The following is a 23,733-nucleotide window of genomic DNA, read 5'->3' as shown; positions in this document are numbered from 1 at the left end:
CCTGCGCCTCTCCGGCTGAGCCGGTAGCGCGGGGCCGTCGTAGGCTCGGTCTAGGTCAGGCACGCTTCGAACGAAGGATCTGTGATGGAGCTCGGTCTCATCGGTCTCGGCAAGATGGGCGGCAACATGCGCGAGCGCATCCGCCGCGCGGGCCACACCGTCATCGGCTACGACCGGAACCCGGACGTCGCCGATGTCCACAGCCTCAAGGAGCTTGTGGACACCCTCAAGGGTCCGCGGGTCGTGTGGGTGATGGTCCCGTCCGGTGCGGCCACCCAGTCCACCATCGACGAGCTGGCCGGGCTGCTCTCCCCCGGCGACATCGTCGTCGACGGCGGGAACTCCCGCTGGACCGACGACGAGAAGCACGGCGAGGAGCTGAAGGCCCAGGGCATCGGCTTCGTCGACTGCGGCGTCTCGGGCGGAGTCTGGGGCCTGGAGAACGGCTACGCGCTGATGTACGGCGGCTCCGCCGAGGACGTCGCCAAGGTGCAGCCGATCTTCGACGCGCTCAAGCCGGAGGGTGAGTTCGGCTCGGTCCACGCGGGCAAGATCGGCGCCGGCCACTTCGCGAAGATGGTTCACAACGGCATCGAGTACGCCATGATGCAGGCCTACGCCGAGGGCTGGGAGCTGCTGGAGGCCGTGGACTCCGTCACCGACGTCCGCGAGGTCTTCCGCTCCTGGCAGGAGGGCACCGTCATCCGCTCCTGGCTGCTCGATCTGGCGGTCAACGCGCTGGACGACGACGAGCACCTGGAGAAGCTGCGCGGCTTCGCGCAGGACTCGGGCGAGGGCCGCTGGACGGTGGAGGCCGCGATCGACAACGCGGTGCCGCTGCCGGCGATCACCGCATCGCTGTTCGCCCGTTTCGCGTCCCGCCAGGACGACTCCCCGCAGATGAAGATGATCGCGGCGCTGCGTAACCAGTTCGGCGGCCACGCGGTCGAGAACAAGAAGTAGTCATCACCGGGGAGGCCGGCGCACAGCCATGCACGTAGCGCACCTGTCGCTAGCCGACTTCCGTTCCTACGCCCGGGTCGAGGTACCGCTCGACCCGGGCGTCACCGCTTTCGTGGGACCCAACGGGCAGGGCAAGACCAACCTCGTCGAGGCGGTCGGGTACCTGGCCACGCTGGGCAGCCACCGGGTGGCCTCCGACGCGCCGCTGGTGCGGTCGGGGGCGGAGCGCGCGGTGGTCAGGGCCCAGGTGGTGCAGGGCGACCGTCAGCAGCTCATCGAGCTGGAGATCAATCCCGGCCGGGCGAACCGGGCCCGGATCAACCGTTCGAACCAGGTCCGGCCGCGCGACGTGCTGGGCATTCTGCGGTCGGTGCTGTTCGCGCCCGAGGACCTCGCCCTGGTGAAGGGCGACCCCGGTGAGCGCCGCCGTTTCCTCGACGAGCTGCTGACGACCCGCACTCCGCGGCTGGCGGGTACCCGTTCGGACTACGAGCGGGTGCTGAAACAGCGCAACACGCTGCTGAAGAGCGCGGCGATGGCCCGCAGGCACGGCGGCAAGGGCGGTGACCTGTCGACGCTGGACGTCTGGGACCAGCATCTGGCCGGTGTCGGTGCGGAGCTGCTCGCGCAGCGGCTGGACCTGACGGCCGCGCTGCAGCCGCTGGCGGACAAGGCGTACGAGCAGCTGGCTCCCGGGGGCGGCCCGGTCGCGTTGGAGTACCGCAGTTCGATCGGCGAACGACTCGCCGGAGCGAGTGGCCGGGAGGAGTTGTCCGGGCTGCTGCTGGAGGCGCTGGGCGAGTCCCGCAAGCAGGAGATCGAGCGGGGGGTGACGCTCGTCGGCCCGCACCGTGACGATCTGCTGCTGCATCTGGGCCGGCTGCCGGCGAAGGGTTATGCGAGCCACGGTGAGTCCTGGTCGTACGCGCTGGCGCTGCGGCTGGCGTCGTACGAGCTGTTGAGCGCGGACGGCAGGGAGCCGGTGCTGGTCCTGGACGACGTCTTCGCGGAGCTGGACGCCAAGCGGCGCCGGCGGCTGGCCGAGCTGGTGGCGCCGGGCGAACAGGTGCTGGTCACCGCGGCTGTGGAGGACGATGTGCCGGATCTGCTGGCAGGGGCGCGGTTCGCCGTCGAGCAGGGCGCCGCGGAGCGTGTGTCATGAGCGGGCAGCTGCCGGCGGACGGCCGGGACGCGGGAAAACCGACCGCCTCGGGAGCGCCGGACGCGGAGACCCCCGGCGACGGGCTGTCCGGCGTCGACCTGGCGCGGGTCGCGCTGCGCGCCGCCAAGGAGCAGGCGCGGGCGCGGGGCGCGGCGACGCAGCAGAAGAAGCAGGCGCGCCGCGGGGGCCTGCGCAGCGGTGCGCGCGCCGACGGCCGGGATCCGCTGCCGCTGGGTGCCGCGATCAGCCGGTTGATCACCGAGCGCGGCTGGGAGGCGCCGGCCGCGGTGGGCGGGGTGATGGGCCGCTGGCCGCAGATCGTCGGTGAGGACATCGCGCAGCACTGCGAGCCGGCGAAGTACGACGAGGAGGAGTGCGTCCTGACGGTGCAGTGCGACTCGACGGCGTGGGCGACGCAGCTGCGGCTGCTGGCTCCGACGCTGGTGGCGAGGCTGAACAGCGATCTGGGCCATGGCACGGTGAAGTTGATCAAGGTGCTGGGCCCGATGGGGCCGCCGCGTACCTACGGCCGGCTGCGCGCGCCGGGCAGCAAGGGCCCGGGCGACACATACGGGTGAGAGCCGTGGGTCCGCTGAGACCCTGCTCACCGTAGTCGAGGGTTGACAGCCAGAAGCCCTGGACGCCTGCGTGAGCCGTTTCTGGCCCTGGTCCACGTGTAGGGAGTCGGGTGAGTGTGGTTCAGGACGGCACGTGGGAACTCAGGTACCGGCAAAGCCCCATTCATGTCGGCGCTACCGGTAGACTGATACGTAAGCCGCCCAGTCGCGGTACATGTCGAACGACGCAGCCGATCCCGCTCGGCGGGAGACGGCTCGTGCTGTGCCAGAAAGGGCGCTTCGTGGCCGATTCCGGCAACCCCAACGAGAACTCCAGTCCGGTCTACGACGGCAGCGCGATCACCGTGCTCGAGGGCCTCGACGCGGTCCGTAAGCGTCCGGGCATGTACATCGGCTCCACCGGTGAGCGCGGCCTGCACCACCTCGTCCAAGAGGTGGTCGACAACTCGGTCGACGAGGCCCTCGCCGGGCACGCGGACACCATCGACGTGACGATCCTGGCCGACGGCGGCGTCCGCTGCGTCGACAACGGCCGCGGTATCCCCGTGGACATCGTCGCGTCCGAGGGCAAGCCCGCCATCGAGGTCGTCATGACCGTGCTGCACGCGGGCGGCAAGTTCGGCGGCGGTGGCTACGCCGTCTCCGGCGGTCTGCACGGCGTCGGCGTCTCGGTCGTCAACGCGCTGTCGACGAAGGTCACCGTCGAGGTCAACCGCGACGGCTTCCGCTGGACGCAGGACTACAAGCTGGGTGTCCCGACCGCTCCGCTGGCGAAGAACGAGGCGTCGTCCACCACGGGCACCACGGTGACCTTCTGGGCCGACCCGGACATCTTCGAGACCACTGAGTACTCCTTCGAGACGCTGTCCAGGCGACTGCAGGAGATGGCCTTCCTCAACAAGGGCCTGACGATCACTCTGACCGACGAGCGCGAGTCGGCGAAGGCCACCGTCGGCGCCGAGGTGGTCGAGGAGGCGGAGGACGCCCCCCAGGTGCGTTCGGTGAAGTACTACTACCCCGGCGGCATCGTCGACTTCGTGAACCACCTCAACTCCCGCAAGGGCGAGCTGATTCACCCGACGGTGATCGACATCGAGGCGGAGGACAAGGAGCGGCTGCTCTCCGTCGAGGTCGCGATGCAGTGGAACACCCAGTACACCGAGGGTGTCTACAGCTTCGCGAACACGATCCACACCCATGAGGGCGGTACGCACGAGGAGGGCTTCCGTGCGGCGCTCACCGGGCTGGTCAACCGCTACGCGCGCGAGAAGAAGTTCCTTCGCGAGAAGGACGACAACCTCGCCGGCGAGGACATCCGCGAGGGTCTGACGGCGATCATCTCGGTCAAGCTGGGCGAGCCCCAGTTCGAGGGCCAGACGAAGACCAAGCTGGGCAACACCGAGGCGAAGACCTTCGTGCAGAAGGCCGTGCACGAGCACCTCACGGACTGGCTGGACCGCAACCCGAACGAGGCCGCGGACATCATCCGCAAGTCGATCAACGCGGCCACCGCGCGGGTCGCGGCCCGCAAGGCGCGTGACCTGACCCGTCGCAAGGGGCTGCTGGAGAGCGCGTCGCTGCCGGGCAAGCTGAGCGACTGCCAGTCGAACGACCCGACGAAGTGCGAGATCTTCATCGTCGAGGGTGACTCGGCCGGTGGTTCCGCGAAGTCGGGCCGTAACCCGCAGTACCAGGCGATCCTCCCGATCCGCGGCAAGATCCTCAACGTCGAGAAGGCGCGGATCGACAAGATCCTGCAGAACACCGAGGTCCAGGCGCTGATCTCGGCGTTCGGCACCGGTGTGCACGAGGACTTCGACATCTCGAAGCTCCGCTATCACAAGATCATCCTGATGGCGGACGCCGACGTCGACGGTCAGCACATCAACACCCTGCTGCTGACGTTCCTCTTCCGCTTCATGCGCCCGCTGGTCGAGGCCGGCCATGTGTACCTGTCGCGCCCGCCGCTCTACAAGATCAAGTGGAGCCGGGACGACTTCGGGTACGCGTACTCGGACCGTGAGCGCGACGCGATGATGGAGATCGGCCGCAACCAGGGCAAGCGGGTCCGGGAAGACGCGATCCAGCGCTTCAAGGGCCTCGGCGAGATGAACGCCGAGGAGCTGCGGATCACCACCATGGACATCGACCACCGGGTGCTCGGCCAGGTCACCCTGGACGACGCCGCGCAGGCCGACGACCTGTTCTCGGTGCTGATGGGTGAGGACGTCGAGGCGCGGCGCTCGTTCATCCAGCGCAACGCCAAGGACGTCCGCTTCCTCGACATCTGAGTCGGCCCCACCGCCGCCGCCCGAAAGGACTTTGACCAGCAATGGCCGACGAGAATCCCCCTGTGACGCCCGACGACGAGGCGGCCGTGCCCGCCGATGCCGAGATCTCCACCGTGCGCATCGAGCCGGTGGGCCTCGAAACGGAGATGCAGCGCAGCTACCTCGACTACGCGATGTCCGTCATCGTGTCGCGTGCGCTGCCCGACGTCCGTGACGGCCTCAAGCCGGTGCACCGCCGGGTGCTGTACGCGATGTACGACGGCGGCTACCGGCCCGAGAAGGGCTTCTACAAGTGCGCCCGTGTCGTCGGTGACGTCATGGGTACGTACCACCCGCACGGCGACTCCTCGATCTACGACGCGCTGGTCCGCCTCGCCCAGCACTGGTCGATGCGCATGCCGCTCGTGGACTCCAACGGCAACTTCGGTTCCCCGGGCAACGACCCGGCCGCCGCCATGCGGTACACCGAGTGCAAGATGATGCCGCTGTCGATGGAGATGGTCCGCGACATTGACGAGGACACCGTCAATTTCCAGGACAACTACGACGGCCGTAACCAGGAGCCGACGGTCCTCCCGGCGCGCTTCCCGAACCTGCTGGTCAACGGTTCCGCGGGCATCGCGGTCGGCATGGCCACCAACATCCCGCCGCACAACCTCCGCGAGGTCGCGGCCGGTGCGCAGTGGTACCTGGAGAACCCCGAGGCCTCGCACGAGGAGCTGCTGGACGCGCTCCTGGAGCGGATCAAGGGCCCGGACTTCCCGACCGGCGCGCTGGTCGTGGGCCGCAGCGGCATCGAGGACGCGTACCGCACGGGCCGCGGCTCGATCACGATGCGCGCGATCGTCAACGTCGAGGAGATCCAGGGCCGCCAGTGCCTGGTGGTCACGGAGCTTCCGTACCAGGTCAACCCGGACAACCTCGCGCAGAAGATCGCCGACCTGGTGAAGGACGGCAAGGTCGCCGGCATCGCCGACGTCCGCGACGAGACGAGCTCGCGCACCGGGCAGCGCCTGGTCGTGGTGCTCAAGCGCGACGCGGTCGCCAAGGTCGTGCTGAACAACCTGTACAAGCACACCGATCTGCAGACCAACTTCGGCGCGAACATGCTGGCGCTGGTCGACGGGGTGCCGCGCACGCTGTCGATCGACGCGTTCATCCGGCACTGGGTGACGCACCAGGTCGAGGTCATCGTCCGCCGTACGCGTTTCCGGCTGCGGAAGGCGGAGGAGCGGGCGCACATCCTGCGCGGTCTGCTCAAGGCGCTGGACGCGATCGACGAGGTCATCGCGCTGATCCGGCGCAGCAACACGGTCGAGATCGCCCGTGAGGGCCTGATGGGCCTGCTGTCGATCGACGAGATCCAGGCCAACGCGATCCTGGAGATGCAGCTGCGGCGCCTCGCGGCCCTGGAGCGGCAGAAGATCGTCGCGGAGCACGACGAGCTGCAGGCCAAGATCAACGAGTACAACGCGATCCTGGCCTCGCCCGAGCGGCAGCGGCAGATCATCAGCGAGGAGCTGGCGGTCATCGTCGACAAGTTCGGCGACGACCGGCGCAGCAAGCTGATCCCCTTCGACGGTGACATGTCCATCGAGGACCTGATCGCCGAAGAGGACATCGTCGTCACGATCACGCACGGCGGTTACGTCAAGCGCACCAAGACCGAGGACTACCGGTCGCAGAAGCGCGGCGGCAAGGGCGTACGCGGCGCGAAGCTGAAGCAGGACGACATCGTCGACCACTTCTTCGTCTCCACCACGCACCACTGGCTGCTGTTCTTCACCAACAAGGGCCGTGTCTACCGGGCGAAGGCGTACGAGCTGCCGGACGCCGGCCGGGACGCCCGCGGCCAGCACGTCGCGAACCTGCTGGCGTTCCAGCCGGACGAGAAGATCGCCCAGATCCTCGCGATCCGGGACTACGCGGCCGTGCCGTACCTGGTGCTCGCCACCAAGGCGGGCCTGGTCAAGAAGACCGCGCTCAAGGACTACGACTCCCCGCGGGCCGGCGGCGTCATCGCCATCAACCTGCGCGAGGCCGCGGACGGTTCCGACGACGAGCTGATCGGTGCCGAGCTGGTGTCGGCGGAGGACGATCTGCTGCTGGTGAGCCGCAAGGCCCAGTGCATCCGGTTCACCGCGACGGACGACGCGCTGCGCCCGATGGGCCGTGCCACGTCGGGCGTCAAGGGCATGAGTTTCCGAGAGGGCGACGAACTGCTCTCGATGAATGTGGTCCGGCCGGGTACGTTCGTCTTCACCGCCACGGACGGCGGGTACGCCAAGCGCACCAAGGTGGACGAATACCGCGTCCAGGGGCGTGGCGGACTCGGTATCAAGGCGGCGAAGATCGTCGAGGACCGCGGTTCCCTCGTCGGGGCGCTGGTGGTCGAGGAGACCGATGAGATCCTCGCCATCTCGCTCAGCGGTGGAGTGATTCGTACGCGGGTCAACGAGGTCAGGGAGACGGGCCGTGACACCATGGGCGTCCAACTGATCAACCTTGGCAAGCGGGATGCCGTCGTCGGTATCGCCCGCAATGCCGAGGCTGGGGCAGAGGCCGATGAGGTCGACGCCGAAGAGGCCGAGGGCGACCAGCCCGTGGCCGCTGAAATCGAGGAGTAGGCCGTGAGTGGAGCCACGGGCGCCGCTGCTGGTGGGACGACAGGCCCGGACCGGCCGCAGGCGGCCACCCAGGCCGGTGCCGGCGGTGCCCCTGGTTCCCCCACGGACAGCGGCCCGCAGCAGGGGGGATCCACCGTGACCGACACACGTCCGCCGCATCATGCGGGCCCGCTTCAAACCTATGGCGCGGGGGTTCCCGGTGCACCGGAGCAGCCTCCGCACCAGCCCGCGCAGGCGTACGCGCCGCCGGCCGCTCAGGGGGCCGGCGTGGGGGCGCCGGCCGCCGCGGGCGTCCGCAGGCCGCGTCCCGCCGCCCGTACCGTCCCGCGGACGCGCAAGGCGCGGCTGCGGGTCGCCAGGGCCGACCCCTGGTCGGTGATGAAGGTCAGTTTCCTGCTCTCCATCGCGCTGGGCGTCTGCACGATCGTGGCGGTGGCGGTGCTGTGGATGGTGCTGGACGCGATCGGCGTCTTCAGCACCGTCGGCAGCACGATCAGCGACGCGACGACGGCGGAGGGCGGTGGCAGCGGTGGTTTCGACCTGGTGTCCTTCCTGTCGCTGTCCCGGGTCCTGGTCATCACCACGGTCATCGCGGTGATCGACGTGGTCCTCGCGACGGCGCTGGCCACCCTCGGTGCCTTCATCTACAACATGTCCGCGGGCTTCGTCGGGGGCGTCGAGCTGACGCTCGCCGAGGACGAGTAGCAGGGCGCCGGATTCCGATTTTGGGACATGGCCTGTGGTGCGCTAATCTTTCGTTGCAGCGCGGGCCTATAGCTCAGACGGTTAGAGCGCTTCCCTGATAAGGAAGAGGCCACAGGTTCAAGTCCTGTTAGGCCCACCGCGTTGAACGGCCCGTACGGATCCTGATCCGTACGGGCCGTTTGCTGTCTCCGGCGGGCTGTCCGGATGCTGTCCGGTACGGGAGTTGGAGCGGGTGCAGGTCACCGTTCGGTATCGGCCGGTGTGTATAGTCGGGCGCGTCAGGGCTCTCCCAATCCAAGAAGGACGAGGTCGCGCGGTGAAGAAGTTTCTCCTGGTGGCACTGGCCGCCATCGGCGGGCTCCTCGTGTACCGCCAGATCCAGGCGGACCGCGCCGAGCAGGATCTGTGGACGGAAGCGACCGACTCCGTACCGGCAGGTTCCGGCGCGAGCGTCTGAGACGCCGAAGTGCTCCGAGGCCCCGACCGCACAGCGGTCGGGGCCTCTTGCTGTGCCGGGCCGGGCGCTCCGTGCCGAAGCCGGCCGCTCGGTGAGGGTGCGCCCGCTGTTGCGGGACCGTGACGGGAAACGTCTTGAGTTTGCTCACGCAAATCAATACCTTCGCGGTAGCAAATAGAGCCGGTCCGGTCGAGGGGGAGCACAGCATGCAACGACCACAGTGGCGCGCGGCTGCCGGGGCGGTGAGCGGCGGACTGCTGATCTCCGTCCTCGCGGCGCTCGGCGGGCCGGCGGCCGCGCAGGCCGCCGTACCGGCCGCGGACGACAGCCTGATCATGGTGCTGGACTCGTCCGGATCGATGGCTGGAGCCGACGGCTCGGGCAGCACCCGGATCGAGTCGGCCCGCAAGGCCGTCAACACCGTCGTGGACACCCTGCCGGACGGTCACAGGACCGGGCTGCGGGTCTACGGCGCCGGCAAGCCGCACGGCTGCGACGACACCCAGCTCGCCGAGCCCGTCGTCCCGCTGGACCGGGACGCGATGAAGCGGGCCGTGGCGGCCGTCCAGCCCAAGGGGGACACCCCGACCGCCCTGGCGCTGACCCGGGCCGCGGGCGACCTGCCCAAGGACGGCCGGCGGACGGTCCTGCTGATCTCCGACGGCGAGTCCAACTGCGGGGCGCCCAAGCCCTGCGACGTGGCGGCCCAGCTCGCCGGGGACGGGATCGGGCTGCGGATCGACACCATCGGCTTCCAGGTGAAGGGCGCCGCCCGCGCGGAGCTGGAGTGCGTCGCCCGGGCCGGACACGGCGCGTACTACGACGCCCCCGACGCCGCGGCGCTCGCCCGGCAGCTGGTGCGCGCGTCGCAGCTCAGCGCCGACGCCTACCGCTTCGACGGCACCCGCATCACCGGGGGCACGACGGCCGCACGGGCGGCGGCCGTCGCGCCGGGGCAGTACCTGGACACCATCGGGCCCGGAGAGACCCGCTGGTACGCGGCGGGCCTGGACGGCACCGCCACCGCGGACCTCGCGGTGACCGCGGTTCCGCAGCCGGGCGTCAAGGTCGGCTACGGGGACGGCATCGAGCTGAAGGCGGCGTCGGCCGGCCAGTACGCGTTCACCTGCGACACCGGATCCGCGCACTTCGGGCAGGACGAGGGCGCGATGATCGTCACCGCGGCGGTGAGCCGGGTGCCCACCGCCAAGGGCGACGGCAGCTGCGACAAGGCCGGCCCGTACCTGCTCTCGGTGCACCGGACCAGCGCCCCCGGCTCCGACCAGGGCCGGTGGCCGATCGAGATCCGGTACGGGAGCGAGGCGCCGCTCAAGGCCGGGACCACGCCCGCGGCCGCCGAGACCGAGTACGGCGACAAGCCCGCCCCGCTCGCCGGCGACCCGAAGGACATCACGGGCGGCACCGGCTTCAACGACGCGGCCGCGCTCACCAAGGGCGTCTGGCGCGACAAGCTGCTGCCCGCACAGACCCGCTTCTACAAGGTGCGGCTGGGCTGGGGACAACAGCTGAGCTATGCGGCCGAGTTCGCCAACGAGCCGGTGCTGGACGACGCGTCCGCGGCCTCCGTCTGGAGTTACGTCGAGACGGGGACGTACGGGCCGGGCCGGCAGCCGGTGCGCGACGCCTCCGGCGGCGACGACCACCGCAGCTACACCGGCAAGCCCCTGTCCGTGGGGCTCGGGACGGTACCGGTGACCTGGACCAACCGCTGGGTCGTCGGCGGCTCGGCCCCCGCGGTGCACAGCGCCGGGGACTATTACATCGCCGTGTCGCTCGGCCCGAAGGCCGCGCGGCTGGCGAGGAACGCGGCGGTCGGCGTCGTCCTGCGGGTCGATGTGACGGGCGACGAACTGGCCGGGCCGCAGTACCAGGCACCGGCCCTGGCCAAGGGCCAGACCAAGGACGGCGGACCGGACGGCGGGAAGGCTGCCGGCAAGGGCGGCGATTCGGCTGCGGGCCGCGACAGCGGCGGCTCGGACGGGGGAGGATTCATGACCGGATTCATGACCGGCAAGGACATGATCGCGGCAGGAGCGGGCGGGGCGGTCGCGCTCGCGGCCGTCGGCGGGGTGGCGCTGGTGCGCCGGACGAAGAGGGGCGGAGCGTAATGCGCGGACGCGGACTGTTGGTGGCGGTTGCGGTGGCCGGCGTGACGCTCGCCGGGCTGCAGGGCACGGCACTGGCGGACACCGCCGTGCCCGTGTGGCAGCCGCAGGGCACGGCGGTGAAGGGCGCGGCCACGACGGCCGAGGCCCAGGCGCTCACGCCGGGCGGCACCTACAAGGACACCCTCAAGGTGGGCGACACCAAGTACTACGGCGTGGACCTGGACGCGAAGTCCTCGGCGTACCTGTCGGCGTTCGCCGTTCCGAAGCCGGGCGCCAAGGTCGCCTACGGGGACGGCATCGACCTCAAGCTGCAGAGTGCCGACGGCACCGACTGCGACAGCTTCGACGCGCACTTCGACAACGACGGGGCGGCGCGGCCGGTCGGCGGCTACACGGCGCGGACCATCGAGAAGGACGGGCGGTGCCAGGAGGCCAACCGCTACACCCTGGAGATCAAGCGGGAGAGCGCCGGGACCTCGGACCCGGCCGAGTGGCCCGTCGAGATCCGTTTCATGTCGGAGCCGGCACTCAAGGCCGACGCCAAGCCCGCGCCCGCCTCCAGCGCCACGGAGGCGTCTCCCACGCCGGTGACCGGTACGCCCAAGCCGGCGCAGGGCGGCACCAGCTTCAACGATGCGGCGGCCATCAAGAGCGGCATCTGGAACGACAAGGTGCTGCCCGGCGAGACCCGCTTCTACAAGGTGCCGGTGGACTGGGGCCAGCACGCGGTCCTCTTCGCCGACTTCGCCAACGCGCCCGCGGCCAAGGAGAACGGCTTCCAGAGCGCCGGGGTGCGGGTCGACGCGTACAACCCCGCCCGCGGCCACATCGACGACGACACGGAGTCCTACGCGGGCAAGCAGACGTCGATCACCGGCCAGACCGTACCGGTCTCGTACGCCAACCGGTTCGAGAGCGGCAGCAAGGTCTCGGCCACCCGGTTCGCGGGCTGGTACTACTTCGCGGTCAGCGTGCACCCGGGCGTCAAGGACGTCGTGAACGGCCCGATCGGCGTCACTCTGCGGCTGGACGTCAAGGGGGCGGTGGCTCCTTCGCCGGGGTACGACGGGGACGCGGCCAAGGCCGGGTTCAGCATCAGCGGCGACGATCTGGCGAAGGCCGACGGCACTGCCACGGGTGGCGGTTCGAGCTCCACGATGCGGATGGTGGCGTTCGCGGCGCTCGGGGCGGGCACGGTCCTGCTGCTGAGCCTGGCGGTGTGGCTGGTGGCGGCGCGGCGGCGGCCGCGGGTTGCGGCTGCGGCCGCGGCTCAGGCGCCGCAGCCGCCGCAGTCGGGGTACGGGCCGCCGCCTGCTTGGTAGTGGCCGGTTGGTGTGTCGGGGGCCGCATGCCTCGGCCGGCCCCGTCGTTCAGGCCGCTGTCAGCGCCCAGATGCCTACCGCGAAGCAGAGCGCGGCGACGATCAGGATCGGGATCACCAGCTTGGTCGGTGGTCCCGGTCGGCGTTGCGGAGCCGGGTGCAAGGCGGGGGGCGGTGTGGGGTGTAGCGCCGCTGTGTACGGGCGGGTGGGTTCCGGCAGCTGGGGCGGGCCTGTGGGTGCCTCTGCCGCGGGTTGGGCCGGTCCTGTCTGGAGGTGGCTCTGGGCCGCTGCTGCCGTCGTGTACGGGTTGTGGGCGGGGGGCGGTGGGGTCTGTGTTCCCGTCTGGGGGTAGCCGTACGCGGGCGGCTGCTGCGGTGCGTACTCCGGGGACGGGGACGGGGACGGGGACGGGGACGGTACCGGGGACGGTACCGGGGCCGGGGCCGGTGGCGGCTGGGGCGCCGGGAGGTGGAAGCTGCTGGTTTCCTCGGCCCGGGCCCGACGCCGCTTCCGGTGCGGGCCCTGGGCGTCGAAGCCCTCCGGCAGTGGGCCGATCTGGTCGAAGACCTCGACCGGCTCGTCGTCCAGACCGGGCACCGACAGCAGCTCGACCACGGCGGAGAGCGCCTTGCGGGCGCCGGTGGCGGTGCGGAAGCGGGCGTCCGGGTCGGGTTGCAGCAGATTGCCGATGACCTGCCACATCGGCTCGGGCACACCCTGCGGGGCGCGCGGGACGCCCTCGTTCAGATAGCGCTCGTAGATCGCCTGGGCGTCCGGCTTCTGCCCGCTGAGCAGGTAGAGGGCGACCAGGCCGACCGCGTACAGATCGGCCGGGAAGTCGGGTTCCGCGCCCATCATCTGCTCGGGCGCGAAGTAGCCCGGGGTGCCGACGACGTAGTTGACCTCGGTCAGCCGCGGCTCGCCCTTGCGCATGGCGATGCCGAAGTCCGACAGCCGCAGGTGCGGCTGGCCGGTGCCGGTGGCCTCCAGCAGGATGTTGGCGGGCTTGATGTCCCGGTGCACGACGCCTTCGGCGTGGACGGCCGTCAGCCCGGAGAGCAGCTGGTCGAGCAGGGCGCACACGAAGTGCGGGGGCAGCGGCCCGTAGTCGCCGATCAGGTGGGAGAGCGATCCGCCGCGGACCAGGTCCATGGTGAACAGGACCTTGTCGTCGTCGGCGGCCCAGCTGGCGGGCGCCAGGACGTGCGGATGGTCGATCCGCATCGCCTGCTCGCGGACGAAGCGCAGCAGGGCGTGCGCGTCGCTCTGCTGGAGGACCTTCGCCGCGACATAGCGTGCCCGCCGGTGGTCCCAGGAACGCCAGACCGCGCCCGAGCCGCCCCGTCCGATCGGGTCCACCAGCTCGTACCGGCCTGCGAAGACCTCACCCATGGTCTGCGACCCGCCCCCTGCTCATCCGGTCAGCTCTGGTGCGCCTCGTAGTGGGCGATCGCTTCTGCGGTGCGCCCGGCGCCGTACACATGGAGGAACTTTGCCAGTTGTGGATGGCTGGACGCGAGGGTGTTCGCCGCTTCCGCAATCTCTTCGGCGGACGCGACGGCCCGCAGCAGCGACTGGATGTCCCGTACGACGTGCCGGGCGGCGCCGGCCGCGGAGCCCGAGGAGGAGCTGTGGGTGGTGCCGGTGAGGACGGAGGAGCCGGACGACTGCCTGATGTCGTCCATCCGCGAGGTCGCCTCGGAGGACGTCACGCTGCCGTCGGCGACATGCCCGGCGAGATCCTGGAGTGCTTGCAGCCGCTGGACGACGGCCGGGTTGCCGATCTTCGCGCGCTGACCGCTCATCAGCTGCGAGAGCATCGGCGCGGAGAGCCCCAGCACGCCCGCCAGGCGCGCCTGGTTCAGCCCGAGATCGCCGATGAGGCGGCGGAAGAGGTCGCCGAGCGGCTCGCCGTACCAATTGCGCTGCAGCTCCTGCGCGCGGCTGGCGGCGTCGTGCGGAGAGGGGTCCATACGCACTCCTGTTTGCGGCCGTGAATCCTGCAAAGCATCCTACGGACCGGGATACTGGGTCGGGGTCGCGTCCCGGAACGGGTACGCTGTTCTGCGAAGAGGGGCCTTAGCTCAGTTGGTAGAGCGCTGCCTTTGCAAGGCAGATGTCAGGAGTTCGAATCTCCTAGGCTCCACCCCTGATGAGCGGCCCCCCTGTTATCGAACAGGGGGGCCGCTTCCATGATCAGAGTCCGCATAGAGTCCACATCCCCTAGTGATCTTGCCGTTCGATCACTCGAACGAGGGACTGGAAAGTAAGCGCTCACCCCGTAGAGTGCTGATCGCGGAGGGGGCTGGCGTTGCTCCCCGTACGCGCCTGATGTGCGCCCTCCGTCTGCCTGTAGGCACCCGCGGGGAGGCGGGACTTACGGGGAAGAGGCCCCTGCCGGATAACTCGGCGGGGGCCTCTCTCATGCAATCTAGACCGCCCCGCCCCCAAAACGGGGCGGGGCGGGACGCCTTGACCGAATCATGGCGTCTAACGGCGCAATGAGCGGATGTGCGGACACCCCTTGCGCCGCTCCTTGCCCGGTCATGGCGGAGTCTGAGCCACGACCGGTGACTTGGGCAACCATCCCCGAAGGTCCGTGCTCCCTGCATCTGGTTTGCCTGAGAGGTAAGTCATAACCGGAGGTCACCGCCGGAAATGTTGCATCGATGCTACTGACATCCAGCCATGATCAACAGAGCGTGGCCATGTGCCAGCAGACCCGATGCCCGGATGGGTGCTCCCGCGCCGCCAGGCCATCGGCCAGCGGATCCGCTCCACCCGCGAACACGCGCACTTAACGCAAGAAGCGCTGGCCGGAGCGACCGGCCTCGACCGATCGACGATCATCCGTATCGAGGCGGGCTCGTCGAGTACGTTCCTCGACCACCTGCTCCTTATCGCCGGTGCGCTCGGCGTGCCCCTGGCCGACCTCGTGCGGGAGTAGCGGACTGCCGACCGCGAGGGGGGCCAACGGCCGGCAGTCCAGTCTCAGCGGCGTATGCGCGGTGGTGCGGTGCGCGGGCTGCCGTCGGTGCCCGCCGGGTGGTCCGCGAACGGCACGAGCCGCCGCATCGATCGGCACCCTCGGCACGCGTAAAGGGGGTAGGCCGCGGAACTCGCTCGCTCGATCACGCCGACCAACACGCACGCGTCCTGCACGATCTTGCACCACGAGCAGTACCGCCGGCCGGTCATCGGGCACCGTGCCCGCAGATGGTGCAGGCACAGACCCTCGGCGGCGTGCTGGTGCTGGGCTGCGCGAGCAGATAGCCCGAGCAGCGCCCGTGCATCCACGCCATGCCGGGAGTCATCGCCAGCCGGCAATGTCCGGACAGGCGGGGGGTGGTCGTGGTCTTCACCGCGCCACCTCCGCAGCGGGGATGCCGCACGGGTCTACCGAGTCGTCGCCGTCCGGCCGCGGGTGGCGATGCCGGGGGGCGGGCCACGTGTAGTGGACCCATGCGCCCCGCACTTCGAGCCAGTCGCGGAACGCAGCCTGCTCGTGGGGGTGATAGGCGGCCATCGCCGGGTACCGGCTTAGCATCCCTTCGGCTGCGCCGCTGGTGAGCAGCGCCTTCGCCTTGAGGAATGCCGGGCGCTCGGCTTCCGGTGCGGCGCCGGTTGCGTCTGCGTGTTCGGCCACGACGTTCCACCCGTGCGCGACGGCGTGCGCGCGGAGGTCAGCGAGGAGCTGCTCCGTGTTGCCGTAGTGGGTGGTGCAGGCGTAGAGGACGACGGGTGTGCCGGGCGGGCGGGTCATGGGTGCCCCCGGGATAGTGAGCGACTGCACACGGTGCGTGCTGTTCTAGGACAACGATACCTCTGACCTAGAACAGGTCAAGGGCCCGTGTTCTAGTACACTGAGCGCTGACCTAGAACAGACGAGAGGGGCACCATGAGCACCGAGGGAACGCCCGCCCCGTACATGCAGATCACCGGCCACTACCGCAGGCAGATCATCGACGGGGAGCTCGCGCCCGGTACGCAACTCCCCGGTGTCCGAGCCATCGCCGAAAAGTTCAGCGTCGCGCACCAGACGGCGGCGAACGCCATAGCTCAGCTCGCCGTCGAGGGGTACGTCTACACCAGCCCTCGCCGTGGCGCGTTCGTCTCCGATACGGCGCTCGCGGCCAGCACGCCGCGTGACCGGCTCGACCGCGTGCAGCGGACCGGCAGCATTCACGGCAAGGGCGAGACGGTGCGCGTCACCTCCGCGGCGCTCGTCGTTCCGCCGGTGTACGTCGGCGAACTCTTCGGGCTCGACGGCGGTGATCAGGTGGTGCGCCGCGAGTGGGTGACCGGCCGCGGGCAAGACCGGCTGAGCCTGTCTGTGAGCTGGCACCCCGCGACGTTCGCCGTGCAGGTCCCCGACCTGCTGTCGACGGACGCGGGCAAAGCCGACCACCTGATCACACAGATCATGCACGCGACCGGACGCCGGATCACGCACGCCCGCGACGACTTCCACGCCCGCGCTGCCGACCGGCGCGAGGCCGGGCTCCTCGGTCTGCACGAAGGCTCGATCATCCTTGCCGGTGCGCACCGCTGGTCCGATGACCTCGGCATGGTCGAGTACGGCGAGTGGTGCCTCCCCGAGCTGCACACCATCGGCTACGAGTACACGCCGACGCCGTAGCCTGGCGCCCGATTGCGCCCCTGCTCTCCCCCGAGGGCAGGGGCGCTGCGCTGCTCGGAACGTCACGGTCGGGTCACTGAACCTCCGGGCGCCGCACCCCTGTCGCTACCGTGAGCCGCTCACGCCACACGTGGGGGGAACCATGCGCACCACCATCGCCGGAGCCGCGCTCGTCGCAGCCGTCGCGCTCACCGGATGCAGCTCGACGCCGACACCCAACGCCCCGGCCGCCGCGCCTTCGGCCAGCACGACCACGGCCCAACCGCCGGCCGCCGACAAGCCGGCCGGGCCGCTCGACGCGAAGGCCATCACGACCGGGCTCGGCAAGAAGATCCCGACCATGAAGACGACGCTCGTCTACACCGAGGACACCGACCCGAACCACCTGCTCGGCCGCCCCGGGAGCTACACCTCGAAGACGGCGTTCTCCGACAGCCGGGTCAAGGCGGCCGAGGTCGAGGGCCTGCGCTCCGACGCGATCGAACGCGGCGGATCCGTCGAGGTATTCAGCACAGCAGCCGAGGCCCACACCCGCGCCGAGTACATCGGCCGCATCGGCAAGGCCATGCCCGCCGCCGTCGAGTACGACTACGTCAGCGGCACGGCCCTCGTGCGGGTATCGCGCATCCTCACGCCGACGCAGGCCCGCGCCTACGAGGCTGCGGCCAAGTCGCTCGGCTGATCACGCGAGACGCGTCAACCGGATCGACGAGCCAGCGCGCAGCCACGTCGGGGTAGCCGAGCTGACGACCTGCCCCCACTGCACCTTGAGGACGCCCGCCGTGCCGCCAGTCACAAGGGTGCCGCGGGGCAGGACCAGCAGCCCGGCCGCCGTGATGCCCACGCTGGACGGCGCGCCGAACGCGAACTTCGTGAGCCGCAATGAGCCCGTGCCGTCGGCGGTGCTCAGCGTGGTCGCGACCGGTGCCCACCCGCCCGACGATCCGGCCGGCGCCGCGAGCTGGAAAGCCAGGTCCGCGGCCGGGTCACCATCGACGATGAGCAGGACGTCGATGGCGTACACCGAGGACGCAGCAACAGGGATCGAGAGGTGCCCGTCGTCGGTGAGGGTGATGAGCGAGGTGCGGCTCTCGTCGGCCGTCTTGTAGACCGTGGTGGTCTCGGCCTCGGCCGCGGTCATGCGGCCCTCAAGGGACGCGATGCGGGTGAGGGCGTCGGTGATGTAGCCGTTCACCGTGGTGAATCCGGACTCGACCGCAGAGACCCGCGTGGCGAGCGCGTCGCCGGCGGCCTGCGAGTAGGCGCCGATGTCAGCGGGTGTGACGGGGTCGCTGCCCCCCGTGGCGTGCGAGGCGTGATGGGCGGTCGGCGTACGGGCGTTCGTCGTCGTCGGGTCATCGGACTTGAGGGCGATGGTGGGCCCTGCCCCGGCTGCGCCGAGGGCGGGTTGTGGTCCGGTCGCACCCGTGGCGCCGGTCGCCCCGGTGTTGCCGGTGTCGCCCTTCGGGCCCGCTGCTCCGGTTGCGCCGGGCGTACCTGCTGCGCCCGTGGCACCGGTCGGGCCGGTGTCGCCCTGGATTCCCTGTGGTCCCGTTGCCCCGGCCGGGCCGGTCGCTCCTGTTGCGCCGGGTGTGCCAGTTGCCCCGGTCGCTCCCGTCGGGCCGGCCGGTCCCGTGGCGCCCGTGCTTCCGGCCGGGCCAGTTGCACCCGCGGGGCCTTGCGCTCCGGTGGCACCGGTCGGCCCGGCCGGTCCTGGCGGGCCGGGCACGATCACGTAGTCGCCGTCGTCGGACGGGACCGGCGTCAGTGCCGAGAGGTCTACCGTGCCGAGGGAATGCGGAAGGCTCACGTAGTACGAGCGACCGGGCCGGTCGATCCGGTACGTGAAGCCGGTCGGGCTCACGCCCTCGGCGTCGGCTGCGCAGAGCACGAGCGACCACTCGCCCTCGGCGTCCGGCGCGGCGGGCACCATGCCGCGCATGATCACCCCGTGCTCGGCGCTCACCAGCTCGCCCGGCGACGGGGTCACGTGCACGTAGTCGTCGAGCCCATGGCCATCCGGGCGGGTGATGTGGCCGGTGAGGGTGACGGTCTGTACCCCGGGAGGCAGCATGATTCAAGCTCCTGTCCGCATGTGTTCTTTCACCAGGTCGTGCAGCTCTTCGGGCTCGGTGCCGCCCCGGCGTATCTGTGCGATGAGCCGGTCGACGGTCCAGGAGTAGGCGCGGACGAGGGCGCGCAAGCCGCGTAGCTCGGTGCGGATCTCCGCGTTCTCCTCGTCGACCCGGTCGACGGTCGCTTGCAGTACGGCGAAGTTGGCCGCGGTCACGGCCGGTGCGGCAGCAGCGGCGGCGCTGCGCTCCTGTCCGGCCGCGGTGATGGCGGCGGCGGCTCGCGTACCGCGGAGCGACATCCACCCTGTGATGACCATGCCGACGACCGTGACGACGGCGCCCACAATGCCCACGACTTCATTCACTTCGGCCCCCTCACCGGCAATGGATCCTCGGGGACGCGAGAGGCCCACACAGTGAGGCCAACGTGCGAGGTCAGGTACCAAATACAGACGAACGCGCCCCGCGAGTAGACGCCATCGACGGCGGCCGTTCCGTACGCTGCCGCCCACAGGAACGGGGGGACGCACGCGGCGACGAAACCCCACCGGTCGCGGCCGATACGGAGGAAGGCGCTGCCGAACGTGACGGCTCCGGCGGCCACCCACAGCAGCGCCCAACAGTGGATCGGCCCGACGAGGAGAAGCAGCTCCAGCCCGCGCGTGCTGGTCGTGGGGGCGGCGATGAAGCCGAGTCCCCATGAGGCCAGGCCCACGCCGAGGATGAGCAGGGCAATGCCGCGGCGGCCCAGCCGCGCCCGTGCGCATCGGGCCGCCGCGTGCACTAGACCCCTGCCACAGTCGAGGCGGAGTTCCGGCTTCCGACGACGCGGGCGAACAGGCCCTTGACGAGCGAGCCGACGGCCGCGATACCGGCCGTGCCGACGGTCTGCCAGAACGACGCGGAGAACATGCTCGCCGGGCCGGCCGCGAGGGCGACGCCGCCAGCCGCGACGAGGAACGTCCAGATGACGCGCTCCGCGAGATCGCGCCCGTAGGTCGCGGCCGTCTTCACGACGGTGTCAGCGGAGGGAAGGGTACTGGCCATGGCAGTTGTCCATTTCTCTGAGGTGATCCGGCCGCGGGTGCGGTCGGTCAGTCGATGACGACGAAGCCGTGAGCCGCGCCGAGCTTGGTGAGGGAGGTGCGGCCGGGGATGCCGTCGGCCGCCGCGCCGACGTAGCCGTAGCGGTGCTGGAGCGCGGCATAGGCGGTGACGGTCTTGGTGCCGAACGAGCCGTCGTGCGAGTACGCCGAACTGAGCAGGCCCTCGGCGGCGAGCGCGGCCTCAACCACGTTCACGTCTGCCGGGTACGTGGTCGCGCCCTGCCGGGCCTTCGGGTCGGCGTGCGCCGCGGCGACGATGTGCGAGAGGGAGACACGGACCTGCGGCGGGGCGGCCGGCGGGGCGACCTTGGCGGACGCGATGCCCCCGAGGCGCGGGTCTGCGGAGATCGTGCCTTCCGGGAAGTTCGGCACGCCGTAGCCGTACGGGCTGCCAGCGCCACGGCGAGGGCGTACCCGCAGGTAGACGCCGTCGCCCTGGTAGGAGCCGGTCACGTTGGTGTTGCCCTCGACGGTCCAGATCGAGTCGGCGTCGTAGGCGTACACGACGCCTGTGTGGTCCTGGCCTGCGCTGCCCATGTAGAAGGGCGCGCCGAGGACCGGGTATTCAGTGAACCGGCCGCGGTCCTTCCACCACTGCACCGCGGTGTAGCAGGACGCCGTCATCGGCCAGAGCGCATCGGCGCCGACCCGGTGCGCGGCCCACGCCTCGAAGGTGGCGCACCACGGCTGACCCTGTGACCACTCCAGACCGGGTGTCTCAGGGCTGAACTGTTGGACGTTGTTCCAGTTGCCGTTGGGGTCGCGCCCCTCGTGAACGCCGGCCTTACTCCGGAGCAGGTTCACGAGCTTGTCGCGTATACCGGTCATGGCTTCCCTTTCAGATCATGCGGGCGTAGCGGATGGATGAGCCGATGCAGCCGCCGGAACCGTTCCGGCCGCCGGTCGTTGCGCCTGCCGTCCGGCGGGTGCGTACGTCAATGCGGAGATCCGCCTTGGCGAGGTAAGGGGAAAGGTCGAGAGCGAGGTCGGGGAGGACGTACGAGAACGTCGCGGGCACCGAGCCGGACGCGATGACGTCCGTCGTGTTCACGAAGACCTGCCAGTCGCCGCCCGTATTCACGGCGCTGACGACGTCGCCAATGAACATCAGCCCGAGATTCAGCGACGCCGAGCGGGGCGTGAAAGTGGTCTCCCACACGGTCGTATAGGCCGTCGAGTCGTCGTAATTGAGACCCCGGAAATTGGTGGGGTGCATGGCTAGTTCGTCAGCCCGGCGACCGCTGCGCCGCAATTGCGCGAGCTGGTCCTCCAGCACTGCAAGGCGCTCCTCGACCGACTGCTCGCGGATGTATTGCGGCACGTCACACCCCCACGCAGGTAAGGCGGACGATCTCGGGACGCTTGCTGGCGTTGACGTCCATCGACACAATGCGGAGTTGCGCCTCCAGCCCATCGGGAAACCGCGGGTCGTCGCTGATGGTGAACGTGGCCTCGTCGCCCACGCTGTACCCGCCGAGGGCGGGGTCGCCGTCGGCGAGGACGTCGAACCAGGGCGCGACGTCGGCGACCGAGCGGGCGTTGACGTCGGCGTTCGCGTGGCCTTGCAGGGTGGCCAGCTCGGTGACGCCCTCGTACCGCTGCACCGACTCCAGCAGCGGCCACCCGGCCGCGAGCATGTCCAGATCAGCGGCGCCCGCGATGAGGCGCGCCTCGCCGTCGCCGTCGCCCACGGCCCATACCTGGTCCGCGACCGCGGTGTAATCCTCGGGCCAGTTGTAGGCGACGATGTTCGCCGCCGGGCCCCCCTTGGAGAACACCAATCCGCTATCGGCGGCAGCCCGGCCGCGGCGCGGATACCAGGAGACAGCTTTCCGGAAGCGCGACGGAGGGACGTTGTTCACGACGGGGTTCCATCCGACCTCGATACCGAAGTCGAAGCCGTCGTCAGCCGAGGCGAGCTGCTTCATCAGGGCGAACAGCTCTTGCCGCTCGTACCCGAAGTACGTGGCGACCCTGCTCACGCCGTGGCCCGTACCCGCGAGGGGGTTGATGTCGATCCGGATGCCGCCGCCGGCCGCTATTGATGACCAGCGGAACAGACTCCAGAGCAACGACTTTTGATCGCTGTACAGGCGGCGTCCGTCGGGGACGAGCGCCGGATTCGCGGTGACGTTTTCCAGCAGGGTCGACAGGGTCTGAGTGATATAGCGGTGCTGGTAGTAGGAAAGGAATTCGGCGGCCTGGATTTGCATTCCGCCCTTGGCGGGGTCGCGGGTCCAGACGATGCCGCCCCACAGGATCGAGCCGTCGCGGTCGACGTACACCGCGGTCCGGCCGCCGGTTGTCGCGTTGATTGGGTCGAGGGGGAAGGTTTCGTTATTCAATGGGACGAACGCGCGCATCGCGCCGATGCCGTTCAATTCGTAGCCGTAGCTGACGTCTTGGAGCGGCAGCTCGGCGAGGACCGCATCGGTCAGCAGGTCGCAGAACAGGAACGTGTACGTGTGCTCGGGCTGCTCAGCGGCCTGCCCGATGAGCGCGTCGAGTGCGTGGATGCCGGCCATCAGCTGAGCCGGGTGGCGCGCAGCCACGAGCCGGAGCGGACGATCGTCGGCGTTGCGTTGCTCGCGATCTGGCACCAGCGCAGGACGAGGCTGCCGGCGCCGACGGTGGTGATCTCCCCGATCGGTGAGAACGACATGACGACGGCGCTGTTCGAGGCCATGTCGCGGGTAGCGGTGCCCGCGCTCGCGGTGGTCTCGTAGCCGGTCGGGTCGACGGGGCTGCTCGTACCGCGGGCCGCCCATGACATCGTCGAGCCGCCCGGGGTTGTCCAGCCTGCGCGGATGCCGGTGGACGCCGAGCCGCCGAGGGCCTGGCTGTACTTGACGTACCCCTCGATGGCGTACGTCGCGCCCGCGGCGAGTGCCAGGGTCAGATGGTCGTCGTTCTGGAGCGTGGTCGAGCTGGCGAGCGACTCGTCGGACGGCTTGCGCACGTACGCGATAGGGCCGCCGAGGCCCGAGAGCAGGTTCGCCTTGCTGCCGTCGGCCTTGCCGTAGACGAACAGGTCAGTGTCCATCTGGTACATGACCTGCCCGGGGTGCGGGTGGTCCGGAAAGCCGTTGGAGAAGAACGGGGCGATGCCGCCGAGTGCGACCGTGAAAGCTCGGCCATCGGTGATGTTGCCCGAAGTGACGGACGTCTGCGACGGGGCGAGCGCGACGTCGCAGACGACGACGCAGTTCGAGGGCAGGGTGCCGCGCACGGTCGCACCAGCAGATGCGGCGTACGGTCCCTGGATCACCTCCAGTTGCCACTGATTCAGGGCGCCCGCGGTCTCCGCGTCGTACACGCTCGCGACGATCGTGTCTTTGCGGAACTGCCCGGCGCCGCCAGCCGCCGCGATCGTGAGCGTCTTGTCGCCGTCGTTGACCAGGACGTACGTGCCGTACCCGGCGGCGTCGTGGTTGTCGACGAAGCACATGCCGCCGCTGACGATGACGGTCATGTTCGGGGTGGCGGCAGCGCGGCCCTTGAGCTGGTAGTTCTGGTACGACGGGCGCATGCCCTGCCGGGGCCGGAGCGGCGTCGCCTCGTCGACCGAGAAGCCGGCGTAGCTGAGCAGCGACGTCACGGCGGACAGGCGGTCCGTACGGGCGGGGTAGCTACCGGCCTGTAGCCAGGCTGGGGGATTGATCTCGGTCACGGGTGGGCT

The 23,733-nt window shown here is 70.0% G+C and carries 22 protein-coding genes and 2 tRNA genes; 14 read left to right on the top strand and 10 right to left on the bottom strand.

The features are described 5' to 3' along the window. The first annotated feature begins 84 nt into the window (after positions 1-84). The 10 genes from gnd (at position 85) to LNW73_RS16330 (ending at position 12,234) form a co-directional block, all read left to right on the top strand. A complete protein-coding gene (gene gnd, locus LNW73_RS16375; protein WP_250976772.1) occupies positions 85-963 on the top strand; it encodes a phosphogluconate dehydrogenase (NAD(+)-dependent, decarboxylating) in 879 nt (292 codons plus the stop codon). Between the two features lie 28 nt (positions 964-991). Continuing rightward, positions 992-2,125, top strand: coding sequence for a DNA replication/repair protein RecF (gene recF / locus LNW73_RS16370; RefSeq protein ID WP_250976773.1), 1,134 nt, complete (start codon positions 992-994; stop codon positions 2,123-2,125). Then, positions 2,122-2,703 carry a DUF721 domain-containing protein gene (locus LNW73_RS16365; RefSeq protein WP_250976774.1) on the top strand — a complete coding sequence of 194 codons (582 nt, stop codon included), beginning with the start codon at positions 2,122-2,124 and terminating at the stop codon, positions 2,701-2,703. Before recF ends, LNW73_RS16365 begins: the two co-directional genes overlap by 4 nt. Positions 2,704-2,960: 257 nt before the next feature. Beyond that, the gene (gene gyrB / locus LNW73_RS16360) at positions 2,961-4,994 is read left to right on the top strand and encodes a DNA topoisomerase (ATP-hydrolyzing) subunit B (RefSeq protein WP_308401994.1); all 2,034 of its coding nucleotides are present in this window, start codon (positions 2,961-2,963) and stop codon (positions 4,992-4,994) included. 41 nt (positions 4,995-5,035) lie between these two features. After that, positions 5,036-7,621, top strand: a complete 2,586-nt coding sequence (gene gyrA / locus LNW73_RS16355) for a DNA gyrase subunit A (RefSeq protein ID WP_138351183.1) — start codon at positions 5,036-5,038, stop codon at positions 7,619-7,621. Between the two features lie 3 nt (positions 7,622-7,624). After that, positions 7,625-8,326, top strand: a complete 702-nt coding sequence (locus LNW73_RS16350) for a DUF3566 domain-containing protein (protein WP_250976775.1) — start codon at positions 7,625-7,627, stop codon at positions 8,324-8,326. A 62-nt stretch (positions 8,327-8,388) separates the two neighbouring features. Further along, positions 8,389-8,462, top strand: a tRNA-Ile gene (locus LNW73_RS16345). Positions 8,463-8,642: 180 nt separating this feature from the next. Next, positions 8,643-8,783, top strand: a complete 141-nt coding sequence (locus LNW73_RS16340) for a DLW-39 family protein (RefSeq protein WP_018559211.1) — start codon at positions 8,643-8,645, stop codon at positions 8,781-8,783. 206 nt (positions 8,784-8,989) lie between these two features. Continuing rightward, complete coding sequence (locus LNW73_RS16335; protein WP_250990418.1) at positions 8,990-10,912, top strand: vWA domain-containing protein; 1,923 nt, start codon at positions 8,990-8,992, stop codon at positions 10,910-10,912. Next, positions 10,912-12,234, top strand: coding sequence for a hypothetical protein (locus tag LNW73_RS16330; protein ID WP_250990417.1), 1,323 nt, complete (start codon positions 10,912-10,914; stop codon positions 12,232-12,234). The genes LNW73_RS16335 and LNW73_RS16330 overlap by 1 nt, the downstream gene beginning before the upstream one ends. A gap of 48 nt (positions 12,235-12,282) precedes the next feature. On the opposite strand, the gene LNW73_RS16325 is transcribed toward LNW73_RS16330, so the two are convergent. Together LNW73_RS16325 and LNW73_RS16320 are read right to left on the bottom strand one after the other, a co-directional pair. Then, positions 12,283-13,626 (bottom strand): serine/threonine-protein kinase, encoded by a 1,344-nt coding sequence (locus LNW73_RS16325; RefSeq protein WP_250990416.1) that lies wholly within the window; start codon positions 13,624-13,626, stop codon positions 12,283-12,285. Positions 13,627-13,655: 29 nt separating this feature from the next. After that, entirely contained in the window at positions 13,656-14,207 is a 552-nt protein-coding gene (locus tag LNW73_RS16320; protein ID WP_250990415.1) for a helix-turn-helix domain-containing protein, read from the bottom strand. Between the two features lie 100 nt (positions 14,208-14,307). On the opposite strand from LNW73_RS16320, the gene LNW73_RS16315 reads away from it, so the two are divergent. After that, a tRNA-Ala gene (locus tag LNW73_RS16315) sits at positions 14,308-14,380 on the top strand. A gap of 579 nt (positions 14,381-14,959) precedes the next feature. After that, positions 14,960-15,181 carry a helix-turn-helix domain-containing protein gene (locus LNW73_RS16310; RefSeq protein WP_250990414.1) on the top strand — a complete coding sequence of 74 codons (222 nt, stop codon included), beginning with the start codon at positions 14,960-14,962 and terminating at the stop codon, positions 15,179-15,181. Between the two features lie 411 nt (positions 15,182-15,592). Here LNW73_RS16310 and LNW73_RS16305 read toward each other — a convergent pair whose 3' ends face one another. Continuing rightward, positions 15,593-15,997 (bottom strand): recombinase family protein, encoded by a 405-nt coding sequence (locus LNW73_RS16305; protein WP_250990413.1) that lies wholly within the window; start codon positions 15,995-15,997, stop codon positions 15,593-15,595. Between the two features lie 135 nt (positions 15,998-16,132). Between LNW73_RS16305 and LNW73_RS16300 the strand changes: the two genes are divergently transcribed. Next, a complete protein-coding gene (locus tag LNW73_RS16300) occupies positions 16,133-16,873 on the top strand; it encodes a GntR family transcriptional regulator (protein WP_250990412.1) in 741 nt (246 codons plus the stop codon). 142 nt (positions 16,874-17,015) lie between these two features. Then, positions 17,016-17,555 carry a hypothetical protein gene (locus LNW73_RS16295; protein ID WP_250990411.1) on the top strand — a complete coding sequence of 180 codons (540 nt, stop codon included), beginning with the start codon at positions 17,016-17,018 and terminating at the stop codon, positions 17,553-17,555. Here LNW73_RS16295 and LNW73_RS36005 read toward each other — a convergent pair whose 3' ends face one another. The 7 genes from LNW73_RS36005 to LNW73_RS16260 all read right to left on the bottom strand — a co-directional run bounded on the left by LNW73_RS36005 (position 17,556) and on the right by LNW73_RS16260 (position 23,724). Beyond that, a complete protein-coding gene (locus LNW73_RS36005) occupies positions 17,556-18,947 on the bottom strand; it encodes a hypothetical protein (protein WP_285391161.1) in 1,392 nt (463 codons plus the stop codon). A 3-nt stretch (positions 18,948-18,950) separates the two neighbouring features. Continuing rightward, a complete protein-coding gene (locus tag LNW73_RS16285) occupies positions 18,951-19,313 on the bottom strand; it encodes a hypothetical protein (protein WP_250990410.1) in 363 nt (120 codons plus the stop codon). A gap of 418 nt (positions 19,314-19,731) precedes the next feature. Further along, positions 19,732-19,995, bottom strand: coding sequence for a hypothetical protein (locus tag LNW73_RS16280; protein ID WP_250990409.1), 264 nt, complete (start codon positions 19,993-19,995; stop codon positions 19,732-19,734). 47 nt (positions 19,996-20,042) lie between these two features. After that, positions 20,043-20,882, bottom strand: a complete 840-nt coding sequence (locus tag LNW73_RS16275; protein WP_250990408.1) for a hypothetical protein — start codon at positions 20,880-20,882, stop codon at positions 20,043-20,045. A 10-nt stretch (positions 20,883-20,892) separates the two neighbouring features. Next, entirely contained in the window at positions 20,893-21,375 is a 483-nt protein-coding gene (locus LNW73_RS16270) for a hypothetical protein (RefSeq protein WP_250990407.1), read from the bottom strand. 1 nt (position 21,376) lies between these two features. After that, a complete protein-coding gene (locus LNW73_RS16265) occupies positions 21,377-22,606 on the bottom strand; it encodes a hypothetical protein (protein WP_250990406.1) in 1,230 nt (409 codons plus the stop codon). Further along, positions 22,579-23,724: a hypothetical protein gene (locus LNW73_RS16260; RefSeq protein ID WP_250990405.1), complete on the bottom strand. Its 1,146-nt coding sequence runs from the start codon at positions 23,722-23,724 to the stop codon at positions 22,579-22,581. The genes LNW73_RS16265 and LNW73_RS16260 overlap by 28 nt, the downstream gene beginning before the upstream one ends. Positions 23,725-23,733: the final 9 nt, after the last annotated feature.

Origin of the sequence: Streptomyces sp. RKAG337, assembly GCF_023701715.1 — a bacterium.
Taxonomy (GTDB): Bacteria; Actinomycetota; Actinomycetes; order Streptomycetales; family Streptomycetaceae; genus Actinacidiphila.
This window is presented reverse-complemented; position numbering and strand designations above follow the sequence as displayed.

Excerpts from the sequence above, each read along its gene's own strand:
- LNW73_RS16335 (WP_250990418.1), top strand. The coding sequence starts at position 8,990 with ATGCAACGACCACAGTGGCGCGCGGCTGCCGGGGCGGTGAGCGGCGGA.
- LNW73_RS16295 (WP_250990411.1), top strand. The coding sequence starts at position 17,016 with ATGCGCACCACCATCGCCGGAGCCGCGCTCGTCGCAGCCGTCGCGCTC.
- LNW73_RS16330 (WP_250990417.1), top strand. The coding sequence starts at position 10,912 with ATGCGCGGACGCGGACTGTTGGTGGCGGTTGCGGTGGCCGGCGTGACG.
- LNW73_RS16300 (WP_250990412.1), top strand. The coding sequence starts at position 16,133 with ATGAGCACCGAGGGAACGCCCGCCCCGTACATGCAGATCACCGGCCAC.
- LNW73_RS16275 (WP_250990408.1), bottom strand. The coding sequence starts at position 20,882 with ATGACCGGTATACGCGACAAGCTCGTGAACCTGCTCCGGAGTAAGGCC.
- LNW73_RS36005 (WP_285391161.1), bottom strand. The coding sequence starts at position 18,947 with ATGCTGCCTCCCGGGGTACAGACCGTCACCCTCACCGGCCACATCACC.
- LNW73_RS16325 (WP_250990416.1), bottom strand. The coding sequence starts at position 13,626 with ATGGGTGAGGTCTTCGCAGGCCGGTACGAGCTGGTGGACCCGATCGGA.
- LNW73_RS16320 (WP_250990415.1), bottom strand. The coding sequence starts at position 14,207 with ATGGACCCCTCTCCGCACGACGCCGCCAGCCGCGCGCAGGAGCTGCAG.
- LNW73_RS16280 (WP_250990409.1), bottom strand. The coding sequence starts at position 19,995 with ATGGCCAGTACCCTTCCCTCCGCTGACACCGTCGTGAAGACGGCCGCG.
- LNW73_RS16365 (WP_250976774.1), top strand. The coding sequence starts at position 2,122 with ATGAGCGGGCAGCTGCCGGCGGACGGCCGGGACGCGGGAAAACCGACC.
- LNW73_RS16305 (WP_250990413.1), bottom strand. The coding sequence starts at position 15,997 with ATGACCCGCCCGCCCGGCACACCCGTCGTCCTCTACGCCTGCACCACC.
- gyrA (WP_138351183.1), top strand. The coding sequence starts at position 5,036 with ATGGCCGACGAGAATCCCCCTGTGACGCCCGACGACGAGGCGGCCGTG.
- LNW73_RS16310 (WP_250990414.1), top strand. The coding sequence starts at position 14,960 with ATGCCCGGATGGGTGCTCCCGCGCCGCCAGGCCATCGGCCAGCGGATC.
- recF (WP_250976773.1), top strand. The coding sequence starts at position 992 with ATGCACGTAGCGCACCTGTCGCTAGCCGACTTCCGTTCCTACGCCCGG.
- gnd (WP_250976772.1), top strand. The coding sequence starts at position 85 with ATGGAGCTCGGTCTCATCGGTCTCGGCAAGATGGGCGGCAACATGCGC.